The 14530-nt window shown below is 59.5% G+C and carries 16 protein-coding genes; 9 read left to right on the top strand and 7 right to left on the bottom strand.

All coding sequences use genetic code 11. The features are described 5' to 3' along the window. Nucleotides 1-19: 19 nt before the first annotated feature. Together BSL82_RS08750 and BSL82_RS20740 are read right to left on the bottom strand one after the other, a co-directional pair. The gene (locus tag BSL82_RS08750; protein ID WP_072596943.1) at nucleotides 20-559 is read right to left on the bottom strand and encodes a nuclear transport factor 2 family protein; all 540 of its coding nucleotides are present in this window, start codon (nucleotides 557-559) and stop codon (nucleotides 20-22) included. After that, nucleotides 526-837, bottom strand: coding sequence for a hypothetical protein (locus BSL82_RS20740; protein ID WP_162274388.1), 312 nt, complete (start codon nucleotides 835-837; stop codon nucleotides 526-528). The genes BSL82_RS08750 and BSL82_RS20740 overlap by 34 nt, the downstream gene beginning before the upstream one ends. Between BSL82_RS20740 and BSL82_RS08745 the strand changes: the two genes are divergently transcribed. Both BSL82_RS08745 and BSL82_RS08740 read left to right on the top strand, forming a co-directional pair. Then, nucleotides 731-1678 carry a zinc-binding dehydrogenase gene (locus BSL82_RS08745; protein WP_072596941.1) on the top strand — a complete coding sequence of 316 codons (948 nt, stop codon included), beginning with the start codon at nucleotides 731-733 and terminating at the stop codon, nucleotides 1676-1678. The genes BSL82_RS20740 and BSL82_RS08745 overlap by 107 nt on opposite strands. Continuing rightward, nucleotides 1675-2433, top strand: coding sequence for a glucose 1-dehydrogenase (locus BSL82_RS08740; protein WP_072596939.1), 759 nt, complete (start codon nucleotides 1675-1677; stop codon nucleotides 2431-2433). Before BSL82_RS08745 ends, BSL82_RS08740 begins: the two co-directional genes overlap by 4 nt. Here the strand turns inward: BSL82_RS08740 and BSL82_RS08735 are convergent. From BSL82_RS08735 to BSL82_RS08715, 5 genes are read right to left on the bottom strand one after another with little or no spacing between them, the layout of a single operon-like run. Further along, nucleotides 2402-3424, bottom strand: a complete 1023-nt coding sequence (locus BSL82_RS08735; protein ID WP_072596936.1) for a helix-turn-helix domain-containing protein — start codon at nucleotides 3422-3424, stop codon at nucleotides 2402-2404. The two genes, BSL82_RS08740 and BSL82_RS08735, sit on opposite strands and share 32 nt — an antisense overlap. Before the next feature lie 54 nt (nucleotides 3425-3478). Further along, complete coding sequence (locus BSL82_RS08730; protein WP_072596934.1) at nucleotides 3479-4243, bottom strand: SDR family NAD(P)-dependent oxidoreductase; 765 nt, start codon at nucleotides 4241-4243, stop codon at nucleotides 3479-3481. A gap of 21 nt (nucleotides 4244-4264) precedes the next feature. Next, the gene (locus tag BSL82_RS08725) at nucleotides 4265-5446 is read right to left on the bottom strand and encodes a thiolase family protein (RefSeq protein WP_072596932.1); all 1182 of its coding nucleotides are present in this window, start codon (nucleotides 5444-5446) and stop codon (nucleotides 4265-4267) included. A gap of 28 nt (nucleotides 5447-5474) precedes the next feature. Continuing rightward, the gene (locus BSL82_RS08720) at nucleotides 5475-6296 is read right to left on the bottom strand and encodes an enoyl-CoA hydratase-related protein (RefSeq protein WP_072596931.1); all 822 of its coding nucleotides are present in this window, start codon (nucleotides 6294-6296) and stop codon (nucleotides 5475-5477) included. After that, on the bottom strand, nucleotides 6293-7465 hold the full coding sequence (locus BSL82_RS08715) for an acyl-CoA dehydrogenase family protein (RefSeq protein WP_072598696.1): 1173 nt from the start codon (nucleotides 7463-7465) through the stop codon (nucleotides 6293-6295). The genes BSL82_RS08720 and BSL82_RS08715 overlap by 4 nt, the downstream gene beginning before the upstream one ends. Before the next feature lie 147 nt (nucleotides 7466-7612). On the opposite strand from BSL82_RS08715, the gene BSL82_RS08710 reads away from it, so the two are divergent. The 7 genes from BSL82_RS08710 to BSL82_RS08680 all read left to right on the top strand — a co-directional run bounded on the left by BSL82_RS08710 (nucleotide 7613) and on the right by BSL82_RS08680 (nucleotide 14479). Next, nucleotides 7613-8425: a helix-turn-helix transcriptional regulator gene (locus BSL82_RS08710; protein ID WP_072596930.1), complete on the top strand. Its 813-nt coding sequence runs from the start codon at nucleotides 7613-7615 to the stop codon at nucleotides 8423-8425. 269 nt (nucleotides 8426-8694) lie between these two features. Next, on the top strand, nucleotides 8695-9459 hold the full coding sequence (locus BSL82_RS08705; protein ID WP_158010757.1) for an acetoacetate decarboxylase family protein: 765 nt from the start codon (nucleotides 8695-8697) through the stop codon (nucleotides 9457-9459). Between the two features lie 2 nt (nucleotides 9460-9461). Further along, the gene (locus BSL82_RS08700) at nucleotides 9462-10649 is read left to right on the top strand and encodes an acyl-CoA dehydrogenase family protein (RefSeq protein ID WP_072596928.1); all 1188 of its coding nucleotides are present in this window, start codon (nucleotides 9462-9464) and stop codon (nucleotides 10647-10649) included. A gap of 26 nt (nucleotides 10650-10675) precedes the next feature. Next, entirely contained in the window at nucleotides 10676-11779 is a 1104-nt protein-coding gene (locus BSL82_RS08695) for an acyl-CoA dehydrogenase family protein (RefSeq protein WP_072596927.1), read from the top strand. Nucleotides 11780-11816: 37 nt separating this feature from the next. Then, nucleotides 11817-12629 carry an enoyl-CoA hydratase/isomerase family protein gene (locus BSL82_RS08690; protein WP_072596926.1) on the top strand — a complete coding sequence of 271 codons (813 nt, stop codon included), beginning with the start codon at nucleotides 11817-11819 and terminating at the stop codon, nucleotides 12627-12629. Then, on the top strand, nucleotides 12622-13089 hold the full coding sequence (gene gloA / locus BSL82_RS08685; protein WP_083579118.1) for a lactoylglutathione lyase: 468 nt from the start codon (nucleotides 12622-12624) through the stop codon (nucleotides 13087-13089). The genes BSL82_RS08690 and gloA overlap by 8 nt, the downstream gene beginning before the upstream one ends. After that, nucleotides 13082-14479, top strand: a complete 1398-nt coding sequence (locus tag BSL82_RS08680; protein ID WP_072598695.1) for an FAD-binding oxidoreductase — start codon at nucleotides 13082-13084, stop codon at nucleotides 14477-14479. Before gloA ends, BSL82_RS08680 begins: the two co-directional genes overlap by 8 nt. Nucleotides 14480-14530 lie beyond the last annotated feature (51 nt).

The following is a 14530-nucleotide window of genomic DNA, read 5'->3' as shown; positions in this document are numbered from 1 at the left end:
TTCGTCGGCATGGAAGTGCTCACTTTGCTCCAAGGTCGCGGAACTCGCGCGTGATCTTCAGTGGACGCTGATAGGAGGGATCGTCCTTGTCATGTGTGGCCGGGATGAAAAGCCCCGGCGGCAGCCATCCGGTCTGTTCAGGCGGGATGGTCGCGCCCCATTCCACGACGGTGACGCGCTCCGCTATCCCCCAGCGTCCTTCGATGCGCTCCAGCCGATCTATGTATCGTCCCCCGGTCAGGTCGATATGGCCATCGGGGCGTACAAGATTGGCGAAAAAATAGGTTTCCGCATGTGCACCGTCGCCTTCGATGTCGATGGTCTGATTGGTGACGTGATGCTGGTAAACATCCCACCGGTGTCGCGTGGCGCTTGCCCGGCCGGTGAACTTCGATATCGGACCTATGTAGCTGCCATGGTCGTCGCAGGCATGCGGGTGAAAACCCGATAGCAGTATCGTTTCATCCTCGCGATCAAGGCCGCGCGCATAAGCGAGGACGCAGTCGCGAATGGCGTCCTTGTCAATCAGCCTTTGAAGCTGGTCGGGAATAACATCCACGGCACTTCCCCATGCTTTTCACTCAAGCATTGTTGGTACGGATTGTGCGGCTCAGCGGTCTTCCCTCCGGGCGAAAGCTCCATTGTCTGGCGGGGCATCTGTGCATCGCGCGGCCTTGAGTCGAAGGGCGGCAACGGAAACAACAGCAGGAACCACAAGGAGGAAAGTTCAATGCTGGGCGCTGTGGTCCACGAAAACAGGTTGCAGGTAAAGGAATTGCCGTCGCCGATGCGATCACCTTCCCAAGCGCTGGTCAGAACGATTGCCTCCTCGATCAATCAGGGAGAGGTCCGGGGAATCCGCTCCGCGCCGCATTGGCAGATTTCAAGCGGGGAAGTGTGGGTGCCTGGCTGGGATTTCGCGGGCGTGGTCGAAGACGCGGCGGAAGATGGCAGCGGTCCGCCCAAGGGAGCGCGCGTGGCAGGATGGGTTCGGCAGGGCGCCTGGGCAGAGTATGTTTCAGCCGCGACCGACCAGATTGTTGAACTGCCGGCCAACGTCCAGTTTCGCGAGGCCGCGACCTTGCCCATCGCCGGATTGACCGCATGGCACGCATTGCGCGTTGGCGGCCTGGCTGCGGGGAAACGGGTGTTGGTGCTTGGCGCCAATGGCGGTGTCGGTCGTTTCGCCCTCCAGATCGCGCGCGCGGCTGCTGCACATACGGTAGGTGTCGTCACTTCCGAATCCAAGCGCGCGTCCATTAGTGATCTAGCGGACGAGATTGCGGTGGGGCTGCCGGTAGAGGGCGCGTACGACATCATACTCGAATGTGTCGGCGGTGAGACGCTGGCAAAATGCTTTGGCCTTGTTGCGCCCTATGGCTCCATCGTGAGCTATGGAAACGCTTCGGGGGAGCAGACCTGCTTCGATCCGGGCGCTGCTTTTCGCAAGCCGTGCCTCAGACTTCAGAGTTTCGCCCTTTATGATGAGCTTGATCGAAGGCCGTCGAGGAACGAGGGGTTGGCTGATCTCGTCGATCTTCTCTCCCAAGGCCAATTGCGAACAGACATCGTTCTTGAAGTCGGTCTGGCCGACGTCCAGCAGGCATGCGATGCCTTGATGGAGCGGCGAGTGGACGGCAAGGCTGTACTGGCGATCGGCGCGGACCAGAAGATGTGAGGCTGGCAAGGCGCAATGCTCTGGTGACTGGCGCGGCATCCGGCATCGGCCGTGCCGTTGCAGAGGCTTTTGCAAAGGAAGGCGCGCGCGTCTGGCTGGCGGATGTAAATGAAGAAGGCGTTGCAGCGCTGGCGGAGATCATCGGCTCGGCGGCGTCGGTTTTGCCGTTGGATGTCTCGGACGCACCGTCCGTTGAACGGGCGATGTCGAATGTGGGTGCGGACAATGGGGGAATAGACCTGCTTGTAAATGCAGCAGGGGTTTATTCGCTTCAGCCCTGGCTGGAAATCGAACCGGAGTCCTGGGACAGGGTCTTCGCTGTAAACGCGCGAGGCGTGATGCAGACAACCCAAGCGGCGGGCCACGCCATGATCGCGCACGGGCGCGGAGGGGTCATCATCAACATCGCATCGGCGGCAGGACGTCGTGGTGATCCGAACTCTGTCGCTTATTCCGCAAGCAAGGCGGCAGCTATCAGCATTTCGCAATCGGCGGCTATCGCTTTTGCCCCGTACAACATCCGCGTCAATGCGATCGCTCCCGGTCCGGTCGCCACGCCCATGTGGTCGGACGTCGTGCGATTGCGTGCTGATCGCGGCGATCAAAGCGCGGAACATATGGCCGCGCGCGTACCTTTGGGGCGCGTTTCAACTCCTGACGAGCAGGCGCAGGTCGCCGTTTTCTTGGCGAGCGCGGAAAGCTCCTATGTGACGGGCCAGACCCTCAATGTCGACGGAGGCCTGATCCCGAGTTGATGAAGGATTCATTCTCCAACGCGCATCGCTCGCGGACCTCTCTGGGGGATTGGCTGAAACGGCGGCGAAAAGCCCTGCTGAAATGGGCACTGCTCTTGAAGCCTGCCGAATAGGCGATCTCGGCGATGGTTCTGCGGTCCAGCGCGGGATCGGTGAGTTGACGAAATGCGCTGTCCAGTCGCGCTTCCCATAAATGGTCATGAAACTTCATGCCGCGTCCCTGCAGCAGATAGTGCAGATAGCGTGTCGAGATTTCGCAGGCTGCCGCTGCCTTTTCGGTGGTGAGTTCCGGATCGGAATGATGGAGCGCGATATAGTCGAGCAACCGTTGCAGTTTCAGCTCTCGTGCGCCGGCGAGTCGTACTGGCGCATCCTTGTCCTCCGTCACCGCGCAGAACAGGGCATTCAGGGCGGATTGCGCGAGAATCATGGAAGAAGCTCGATCGGTGTTGCCGCTTTCCTCATAGAGCGACAGAAACAACTCTCGGGCTATGCGGGCGGCCCCCGCATTTGAAGAATAGCCGATCGCGCAATATCGTCGAGGTTCGGAAAGTGCGTCGGCCAGTATGTGGACCGGCAGGGAAATCTGGTACGAAAGATGTTCCGATCCGTCGTCCGGCATCGTTTCAATACAAAGGGGCTCGAGAGAAGAGGAAAGAGCCAGATTTCCGCGCGCCACCATAGCCGACCTTCCACTCTGCGTGATGGTGACCGAACCGCGAACCGGTATCCAGAGGAGGAAAATGTCCTCTGCGCTGTTTTGTACCTGTTGTGACGAGCGCTTGACCACGGTGCGCGCGCCAATGCAGCGGTGTTCGGAAATAGGGAGTTCACCCGCCCAGTTTCGCGTGTTGCACAGGTATAAATCTTCCTGTTGTGGCCTTACCTTGCAATCGGCCGCATAGTAGTCGCGTCCCACCGCAGCCATGAATTTTTCCGACTGGGTGGAATCCAGCATCGGGCCGGAATATTCGTAGAGGATCTGCGACATTATATTTCCTCTCCCATCGTAATTATCGAGGCAGTGTTCTGCCGATCTGTCACATCAGCGGGGCGGCATGCGTATGGCGCCGTCCAAGCGGATCGTCTCCCCGTTCAGCATCGGGTTGGTTATGATATGCTCCGCCAAAGCGGCGAATTCCGCCGGCGCGCCAAGCCGGGCCGGGTGTGGGACTGCGCGGCCCAGTTCTGTGCGAACGTTTTCGGGAAGGCGCGCCAACATGGGGGTATCGAAGGTTCCGGGCGCGATGGTGCAGACGCGGATCAGGCGCGAGGCCAGGTCACGAGCCGCGACCAGCGTCATTCCGACGACACCCGCCTTGGACGAGGCATAGGGTATTTGTCCGATCTGTCCTTCAAAGGCGGCGACCGAAGCAGTCAGGACGATCACTCCTCGTTCGCCGTTCTCCGGATCGCCCAGGGCCATTGCTTCGGCTGACAACCTCAAGACGTTAAAGCTTCCGATGAGATTGGTCTGCACAATCTCCTCATAGATTTCCAGCGAGCCGGGCCTGCCTTCCTTGTCCAGAACGCGGACCGGCCCACCTCGACCGGCACAATGTATGGTGGCGCGAACAGGCCCCAGATCCCGCGCTTCCTGAAACACAGCCGTTATGTCGTCTTCCGAGCGGATGTTGGCGGGTACGAAGCGGCACTCGCCGCCCATGCCGCGGGCAACTTCTTCTCCCGCCGATCCGGGCAGATCCGTAATGACGACTTTGGCTCCCTTGCTTGCCAGCAGTTCGGCGCTCGCACGGCCGAGGCCCGATGCGCCGCCGGTGACGACTGCGACCTGTCCTTCTATTTTCATCCCGTTACCTTCCGTCGCGTCCTAAAGTCGTTCGATTATCGTTGCGTTCGCCATGCCGCCCGCTTCGCACATGGTCTGAAGGCCGAACCGGCCGCCGCTTTGCTCGAGTCCGTTGAGCATCGTGGCCATCAAACGGACCCCGGATGCCCCCAAAGGGTGCCCCAGGGCGATGGCGCCGCCGCGCGGGTTGAGGCGCGCAGGATCAACCTTCAATTCCTGAAGCCAGGCGAGCGGAACGCAGGCAAATGCCTCGTTCACCTCGAAGTGATCGATATCGTCCACGCGCAGCTTTGCCTTTTTCAAAATCCTGCGGGTTGCGGGTATGGGTGCCGTCAGCATCAAAAGCGGATCATCCGCGCAGACATCGAAGGCGACAAAACGTGCTCTGGGGCGCAGGCCAAGCTTTTCCGCCGTACGCTCACCCATCACCAGCGCGGCGGAAGCGCCATCGCTGATCTGGGATGCATTTCCAGCTGTTACGCTCCAACGTATTTCCGGAAAACGCTTTGCAGTTTCGTCATTGGCGAATGCAGGTTTCAATTGCGATAGGCCGTCGGGGCTGGTCTCCGGGCGAATGGTTTCGTCGCTCGCTATCGCCGCGTCATCGGAAAAGATGGGAACGATCTCGTCGTCAAATCCGCCCGCCTTGCGGGTGGCTTCGGCAAGACGGTGAGACTGGACGGAATAGACGTCCATCTCTTCCCGCCCAATCCCCCACCGCGCCGCGATCAGCTCAGCGGAAATGCCCTGCTGGACCAACCCTTTCGGATAACGCTGGGCCACACCTTCGCCATAGGGGTCTTTGCCGATGCGATTTGATCCCATCGGTGTCCGGCTCATGGATTCCACACCCGCCGCGATGGCGATATCATAGGCTCCAGCCATGATTCCCTGGGCGGCGAAATGCAGAGCTTGTTGGCTTGATCCGCACTTGCGATCAATCGTCGTGGCTGGAACATGGGTCGGATAGCCTGCGCCCAGCCAGGCCATCCGGCCGGGAGTGGCGGACTGCTCACCTACTTGACTGACGCAGCCGACAATGACGTCGTCCACCGTGCCAGGGTCAAGGTCGTTCCGCTCAACCAGCGCCTTCAAGGTCTTCGAAAGCAGGTCGACGGGATGGATATGGGAAAGCTGTCCGCCCTCCTTTCCCCGTCCCATGGGCGTTCGCACAATATCCACAATAACGGGTTGGTCAGCCATTCTCACACTCTCAATAAAAGACCGGCCTTCACCGGCCGTTGAACTTGGGTTGTCGCTTTTCATGAAAGGCGCGCACACCTTCGGCATAGTCCGCCGTAAGTCCGGCTGTTCGTTGCGCCTCGCGCTCAAGCCGCAACGATGTCGCGAGGTCGCCCGTCAGGCCCTCCCGCACGGTCTGGCGGATCAGGCCGTAGCTGACGGTGGGGCCCATGGCCAGACGCCGGGCAATTTCTTCCGCCCTGGCGTCAAGCCTGTCATCGGCTACTGCCTCATATATCAATCCCATGGATACGGCGTCCTGCGCGGAAATGCGTTCGGCCAGCATCATCATGGCCTTGGCGCGTGCTATGCCGATCAATCGGGGGAGCACCCAGGTTGCGCCCGAATCCGGCACAAGACCAACCCGCGTAAACGCCTGAAGGAAAAAGGCGCTGTGCGCGGCGACGACGATATCGCCTTGCAGGGCCAGCGACATACCCGCGCCGACGGCCGGCCCATTCACCGCGACGACAATCGGAATGCGAAGGCTTGAAAGGCGATCGATCAGCGGATTGTAATAATCTTCAACCACCTGGCCCACATCGCGGGGGCGCCTCGGGTCTGCTGACGGACCTGCGGCGTTGAGATCCGCGCCTCCGCAGAAGGCGCGGCCACTCGCGGAAATGAGAACGCATCGCGCCTCGTCGTCGCAGTCTATGTCGTTCAATAGGCCGATCAATTCCTTGATCATTGCGAAACTGAGGCTATTGAGCAATTCCGGACGGTTCAGTCGCAGGCGCGCAATGCCCGTTTCCTTTTCCTTTTCATAAAGTACGGATCGTGTCCGTGGCGCTTCTTCTCCTCCGTTCATTTCTGGTCTCGCAATGAACGGGCGATCAGGAGCTTCATGATTTCATTCGTGCCCCCATAAATGCGGTAGGCCCGTGCGTCCTTGTACATCTCGGCGATAGGGTATTCGGCCATATATCCATAGCCGCCATAAAGCTGCAGGCATTCGTCTATGACTTTGCCCTGGGTTTCCGTGATCCAGTATTTCGCCATCGATGCCGTGACGGGGTCGAGTGTTCCGGACAGGAGTTGTTCGGTGCAGTAGTATAGAAATGTCTGCGCTATGCTCGCCGATGTCTTGCACTCGGCGAGCTTGAACTGACTGTTCTGAAAATCCAGCAAGGACTTGCCAAAAGCGCGTCGGTCCGACGCATAGGCGATGGTTTGGCCGATTGCCGCGTCCATCATAGCCATTGCCTGCCATGCAATGACAAGGCGCTCCTGTGGCAGCTTTTCCATCAGCATGCCAAAGCCGCCGCCTTCAGAACCGATCAGATTTTCAGCAGGCACGCGCATGTCGCTGAAAAACAACTCTGCTGTATCGCGCCCCTCCTGACCGATCTTGTCCAGCAGTTTGCCGCGGGTGAAGCCGTCGGTCTTCTCGGTTTCGACGGAAAAAAGCGATATGCCCTTCGCGCCCGCTTTGGGGTCGGTCTTTGCCGCCACGATGATCAGCGAAGCATGAGCGCCGTTCGAGATAAACGTCTTCTGTCCGTTGATTATATAATCGTCGCCATCGCGGCGCGCGTAAGTTTTCATGGACTGGAGATCGGAGCCCGCGCCAGGCTCGGTCATGGCAACCGCAAGAATGGTTTCTCCCGAAACGACGCCCGGCAGCCATCGCCGCTTTTGCTGCTCGTCTCCGTAGGAGACGATATAGGGGGCCACGACGGCATTGTGCAGCGGTATTGCAAAATTGAGCGCATGATGCTGGCCAAGCTGCTCCATCAGGATTGCGTCGAAGGTAAAGTCCACGCCCGGACCGCCGTATTCGCTCGGCACGCAAAGACCAAGCAGGCCGGCCTCGCCTGCGGCGCGCCACGTTTCCCGATCGACTAATCCCTTTTCCCTCCACGCGCGCGTCCTCTCCGGCGCGGCATGATCCAGCAGGAAGCGTCCGACCATGTCCTCGAAGATGTGATGCTCTTCCCGCCTCATGAAGCCCGGGCGAGCGATATTTAAAGACGACACGAACAACCCTCTCCGCTCAGATAAGCCATTGATGGGAGGTTTGTGCGCAAAGGGCGATCATCCAATCTGATAGGTTCGATCGTATTGCGCACGGAGGCAAGATCGCGGTGCGGCTATCGGCTATTCACTTGGCAGGGAGATCGCGCGATGCCGGAACGTTCGCGGATTGAAGTTGAAAAGGTGACGATCCGTGCATTGTCCGATGTTCGGCCTGCGTCCGAATATTTGCGTGATGCCGCCATATCGCTTGGAAACTTTCGGGTCGCGGCAAGCGACAATATAGCCGCGCGCGTAGCGATGCGCGACGAAGACGGAGAGATACTGGCAACCGCTGTGTTTGGCTGGAGCCCCGAAGGCTGGCAGTGGTGGCACGACGTCCGTTTCGGGTTGCGGGCGCCGGTGGCCGAAGCCTGCCGAATAGAAAGCCGGCCGTTTTGGTCCAATCGTCAAGGAGCCCGTGATCGCGACGGCAATGTGATTTTGCCCGAATTTGATTTTGAGTCCTACTATGGGCGGCTGGTGCCGAATCCGGCGAGCATTATTATCCCGGTACATCTGCCCTTCAGCCGTATCGGAATCGTTTCATTTTCATGCAGGGATAATGCGAGAGACGACCTTTCGCATGAACTCGACAGATACTTCGAAACACTATATTTGCTGGGTCATCTTTTCATTGAGAGTTACGCCCGGTTGGGCACAGCAGATCGCTGGTTGCCCGATGCGGTGGTATTGACCAGACTTGAGGTGAATTGCCTGCGTTGGGTGTCGCGCGGCAAGACCGATGACGAGATTGCTACGATCATGGGCCGGTCCAGGCCGACGATCCGCTTTCATCTTCAGAATGCAGCGACCAAATTGGGCGCGGTAAATCGTTCACAAGCGGTTTTCCGTGCGGGCCAACTGGGTTATCTTAGTATCGCATCCCCGCCTCAGGCTCCGCCTCTTGCGTCGGTCGGCTGATGAAAGCGGTTGACGAACCAAGGGTCGACCCTGCTGGGCGTTGAGCGGAGTGGCGACGATGGCTTTGCCGGATTGGCTAAGCGCCCCCTGCATCGGTTGACCGATTTCCAACGCACGTCGCTCTAAATGGCCTCTGCCGGGCCGGGCAATTGGCATTGCGGCTAAGGTGAAGACGGTTGGCTGCGCCGTAACGTACGGATCAGATGTGTTTTAACGCCTTCGTCCCGGAAAGGAGTATCGCCCGGACCATGAATGCCTTGCGCTACGACATGCCTACAGCATTTGGTCCTTCGCTGATGCCGGACCGGAGCGAAGTCGTCGACGCGGAGGTCGTCGCCCTTTCGTTCGAGACGACGGCGGAGGGAGCGGCTGCTTTACTTCCCGCTCCTATGGTACCGGCGGAGCGGCCTACCTTTTCGATCACCCGTATAACCTATCCCTCGGTCGATTACCTGGGTGGGCGCGGCTATTCAGAGATCGTAGTGGCGCTGGCCGCAAGGATCATGACAACCGGCGGAGAACTCGCGGGCGGCTTTTCACCCGTGATGTGGGTCGACCGAGTCGGCGCGCTGATTGCCGGGCGCGAGTTCATGGGGTTCGCCAAGCTTCCGGGTGAACTGGCGCCGGTAGAGGATCTGGGCGGGGCGCGCCGGTTTGAATGTCGGGAAGAAGGCGCGCTGCTGATGGAAGGCGAGGCGTCCGCCCTTTCACCGCTTTCCGAAGAGCAGCTGGCCCGTATCAACGCCGGAGCCTCGGAAGTCGTCACCTTTGGCTGGAAACACATACCGAGCGCTGAAGGCCCTCCGGATGCCGACTATCCGCTGGCCAATGTGACGCGCTGGACTTATCGACAGGCCTGGAGCGGAAACAGCGCCATATCCTTCCACAAGGCCAATGGCCTGGCTGCGCCCTTCTCCTCGCGCGTGGTGGCCGGTCTTGCGGATATTCCGATTGTAAAGTCCAGGTCTGCCTTTGTGGCCAGTGGCGACGTGATCATTGATCGTGCGGCGACGCGCCGTCTGGTTGGAGCTTAGACGTGCAGCTTGCGTTCACTCCTGAAGATGAGGCCTTTCGCGAGGAAGTTCGCGCTTTTCTGCGGGACCATCTGCCCCCTGAACTGGCTCGCAAGGAGGCGACCGGTTTCCATCTTCATCGCAGCGAGGTCGATCCTTGGCACCGGACGCTGTACAAAAAAGGCTGGGTGGCGCCGAACTGGCCGAAGGAACATGGCGGTCCCGGATGGACGCCTATTCAGAAATACCTCTTCGAAGTCGAATATGGATTGGCGAACGCGCCCGAAATCAGTCTGATAGCACTTGGAATGGTCGGCCCGGTTATTTGCCGCTTTGGATCGACCGAGATGAAAAAGCGGTTCCTGGAACCGATCCTGCGGGCGGAAATCTGGTTCTGCCAAGGTTTCTCCGAGCCGCAGGCGGGGTCGGATCTTGCCAGCGTTCGCACGCGCGCGGTGAAGGACGGCGGCGATTATATCATCTCGGGCCAGAAGATCTGGACCACCTCGGCGCATATGGCGGATTACATGATCTGTCTTGCGCGCACGAACGATCAGGTAAAGCCACAGGCGGGGCTTTCCATGATTCTCGTGCCGATGGACGCACCGGGCGTGGAGTGCCGCTGGATTCCGACCATAGACGGCTCGCACAACGTGAACGAGGTGTTCCTTGACGATGTGCGTGTACCTGCGGCCAATCTGATCGGAGAGCCCGATACAGGCTGGAAGCAGGCGAAGTTTCTTCTCAACAACGAGCGCACGCACAATGCCTATGCCGGCATGTTGAAGCGTTATGTGCGACGCATATCAGGCATGATCAATCGCGCGCAGTCGCAGGGGCTATCGGCGGCGGAGGCGGCTGAATACCGGCGGCAGGTCGCGCAGCTTGAAATCGACGTCGATGCGCTGGAGTGGTCGGTGCTGCGAGTGCTCGCCAGCGAGGAAAGTCCCCTTCTGGGCGCCGCGGCTTCGGCGCTCAAGATTCGTGGATCAGAACTGCTTCTTCAGGCCGGCGAATTGGAACTCGCGATCGCAGGCACCCAGATGGTGCCACGGTTTCAGCCAACGGACAGCGCGCCCAACTATGCAGATGCAAGCGATTGGGTGCCCGGCAAGCTCGACCAATATCTGTATTTCAGGGCCTCCACCATCTTCGGCGGAACCAATGAAATACAGCGCGGCATTATCTGGAACACATTGTATCGCGGCTGACTGACAGCTGGAGCGAATGGGACGTCATGGATTTTCGGCTGACAGATGAACAGGAAATGCTTCGCGACGGCGCAAGGCGATTTGTTGCGGACAAGCTCGATTATGCGTCTCGCGGAAAAAGGATAGCCAGCGGGGAGGATTGCTGGGGCGACTTTGCCGACATGGGCTGGCTGATGTTGGCGGTTCCCGAAAGTGCAGGGGGTCTTGAGCGTCCGCTTGAGGACATCGCGATTATCGCGGAAGAACTGGGGCGTGGCATTGCGCGCGAGCCGTTTATTTTCAGCGGCTTTCTTCCTGCGCGGCTGATGGCTTTGGCGGGCACGGCAAACAGTCCCCTGGAAGAATTGGTGGGAGGCGCTCAGCGTTTTGCAGCGGCCCTCTACGAAACTGCGCATCGCTATTCGCTGGCCGGGCTTGCGACCGTCTCCTCGAAGCAGCCGGATGGGAGCTATCTGCTCAATGGCTCAAAGACCCTGGTTTTGGGAGGAGTGGAGGCTGACTACCTTATCGTCGCCGCACGGAGCGAAGGAGATACGGCGCCGGCGCTTTTCATTGTCGATGCGAATGTGGCGGGCGTGGAGCGCCGCAACTATCGCACGATTGACGAGGCCAATGCCTGCGATGTCAGATTCAAGGGCGTTCAGCTGCCTGCCGACGCGATACTTGCAGATACGGCCGTCGCCACCTCGATCCTTGACCGGGCGCTGGATGAGGCGACCGTGCTGCTATGTGCCGACGCTCTTGGATGCATGGATCGAGCGATCGAACTGACTGCCGAATATCTGAGAATTCGCAAGCAGTTTGGTCAAGCGCTTTCCAACTTTCAATCCTTGCAGCACGGGGTCGCCAATCTGTTTGTCGAGGCAAATGACGCCCGCTCCATGGTCTATCGCGCGCTTGCGGCATGCGCCGCGGACGACGACGCGGGCCGGCCGAAGGCGGTCTCGGCGTGCAAGATCAAGGTCATGCAGGCGGGGCGCTTCGTCGCGGGACAATCCGTCCACTTTCACGGCGGCATTGGAATGACGGTTGAATATCCGGTCGGAGAGCATCTGCGCCGAATGCTGGTGGCAGAGCAGCTGCTTGGAAATTCGCAACATCATTTTGAACGATATTTGGCCGGAGCCTGACCGAAGGTTCCAGCATGACGGATGCAAGGGAGCGCGCATGTACGAGGGTTATGAGCAACTGAAGTTCAGCCGGAGGGGCCTTGTTCTCACGGTTACGATGGACAACCCTCCGGTCAATGCCGCCGGCCATGTGCTACATGCCGAACTGGCGCGCGTGTTCAAGGACATCCAGTGTGACGATGAATGCAACATCGTTGTTCTCACCGGTGCCGGACGCTGCTTTTCAGGCGGGGGCGATCTCAATCAGATGCTCGCGAATCTCGAGGATGGCGCAACCGTCCTCCGGGAGATGGGCGATGCACCCGACATTGTGAAATCCCTTCTTGCGCTTGAGAAGCCGACCATCGCCCATGTGAATGGTCACGCCATGGGATTGGGCGCAAGTCTTGCTCTGATGTGCGACGTGGTCTTCGCAAATGAAGCCGCGAAAATTGCCGATCCTCATGTGCTGGTTGGCCTTTCGGCAGGTGACGGAGGGGCGCTGATGTGGCCGCATCTGATAGGCTATGCGCGGGCACGCCACCATCTGTTGACCGGAGAACCGTTGACGGGAAGGGAGGCCGCGGAAATAGGGCTGATATACAAGGCCCTTCCGGAGGCCGAATTGGCCTCCGCCGTTGCCGACTATGCCGAAAGGCTTGCGGCCAAGCCCTACCAGGCACTCAGCGCCACCAAGGTTTCCATCAACATGGCCCTGTGCCGTCAGGCCTTGGCCGATGCGGACAGCCATGTCCGGCTTGAGACCCTGAGTATGATCTCCAACGATCACAAGGAAGCATTGCAGGCCATGCTCGAAAAGCGCGACCCGCAATTCGATCACGGCCGCTCGAAGGAGAAAGGTCATGGCTGATCCGGCGGACGTCGACGACCGCCTGTGGGTCTGGGGTATGAACGCAAGTCGTCCCCGGCTCCTGCATTCGATGATTCGGGTTCGCGATGTCGATGAATCGCTGCGCTTCTACCGCGACGGCATGGGGATGAAGATCCTCGACCGATATGATTTCGAGGCGCACAAGTTCTCGATCCTGTTCCTGTCATACGACGATTACGGGTCCGGCCCTGCCCTTGAGCTGACCTATAATTGGGGAGCGGAAGAGCCTTACAGTCATGGCACGGGATATGGGCATATCGCCGTGGGAGTGCCGGACGTCGCTGAAATGGCAGCGACTCTTTCCGAGCATGGCGGTACGATCACGAAAGAGCCATATAGGCTGGTTGAAGGTGGTCCTATGATGGCCTTTGTCAAAGACCCGGATGGCTATTCGATCGAGCTGATTCAGACCAGCCGGCAGGATGGCGCCGATGGTTGAGCTGGCCAGCGGCGAAGGCGTGGCATCGCTACGCGCCGAACTGTCCGCCATTCTTGGTGATGGCGGCCTGCTGGAACGGCCGGACTTTGAGACACGTTCCTGCGATCCCTTTCGCCATGTACCCATCCTGTCGCCCTTCATTGCCCGACCGTCCGATGCGCATCAGCTTTCCGCTGTGATAGAAGCAGCTGCTGCTCATGATTTCTGCATCGTGACGCATGGAGGACGAACCGGCGTGGCGGGCGGGGCATTCACCAGACCCGATTCCATCGTTGTCTCACTTGAACGGATGAACCGGATCGAAGAGATTTGCGAAGTGGACCAGCTTGCGGTGGTGCAGGCAGGGGTGCCGATTCAGGCTCTGCATGAGGCGGCGGAGGCGCGCGGCCTTTTCTATCCGGTCGATCTTGGCGCAAAGGGGAGCGCCACCCTTGGCGGCACCATATCAACCAACGCTGGTGGCAACCATGTCGTGCGCTGGGGCATGACGCGGCAGAACCTCCTCGGAGTGGAGGGCGTGCTGGCGGATGGAACGATCGTGAGTTCGCTCAACCGTCTGGTCAAAAACAATACAGGCTATGACCTGAAGCAGCTCTTTACCGGAACCGAAGGTACGATCGGCATTGTCACCAAAGCGGTCGTGAAGCTTGTCGCCATGCCCACGACGCAGTCGGTCGCTCTTGTTGCCGTGGATGGCATGAGCAAGGTTCTCAGCCTGCTCAATCTTGCGCGGGCCATGCCGACGCTGAGCGCGTTTGAGGTCATGTGGCGCGACTATTACGATCTGATGGCCGCCAGCAACAGCGGCCGCCGGCCACTGGAGCCCGGCCACTCCTACTACGTGCTGGTGGAAAGCATGGGTAACGACCAGGAAGCTGACGAAGCCGCTTTCGAGCGGTTCGTCCATCAGGCGACGCAGCAGGACCTTGTTGTCGACGGGGTGGTTGCAAGCTCGGAGAAGCAACGCCGCGACCTATGGCATGTGCGCGAAGGCTCGGAAATAATCGTGCGCGAGTTCGGCAAGATCGTTTCCTTTGATATTTCAGCCGAACTTGGATCAATAGAGCAAGTAGTCGAGGAGGCTTATGCCGCTCTTCGACAACGTTTTCCGCAGGTTCGCGGCACTACCTTCGGGCATCTGGGTGACAACAACATTCACCTGGGTATCGGCATCGGCGAAGAAACGGTGGAACGCACCGCCGAGATCGAGGAAATCGTATTCGACGTTCTGGCCCGCCACCACGGAGCGATCACGGCAGAGCATGGCATCGGGACATTGAAGCGGCAATTCCTTCGCAAATATCTGAGCGAGGGCGAAATGGCCGCGATGCGACGCATGCGCGACGCATTCGACCCCGACCGTCGCCTTAACCCCGACGTCATGCTTTGAACGCGCCACCCGCCGTGCAGGCCGGGCTAATCGCAAGTGCACATGGGGAAC

Source organism: Tardibacter chloracetimidivorans (assembly GCF_001890385.1).
Taxonomy (GTDB): domain Bacteria; phylum Pseudomonadota; class Alphaproteobacteria; order Sphingomonadales; family Sphingomonadaceae; genus Tardibacter; species Tardibacter chloracetimidivorans.
The sequence above is the reverse complement of the archived record's forward strand: the minus strand, read 5'-3'. Positions and strand labels throughout refer to the sequence as shown.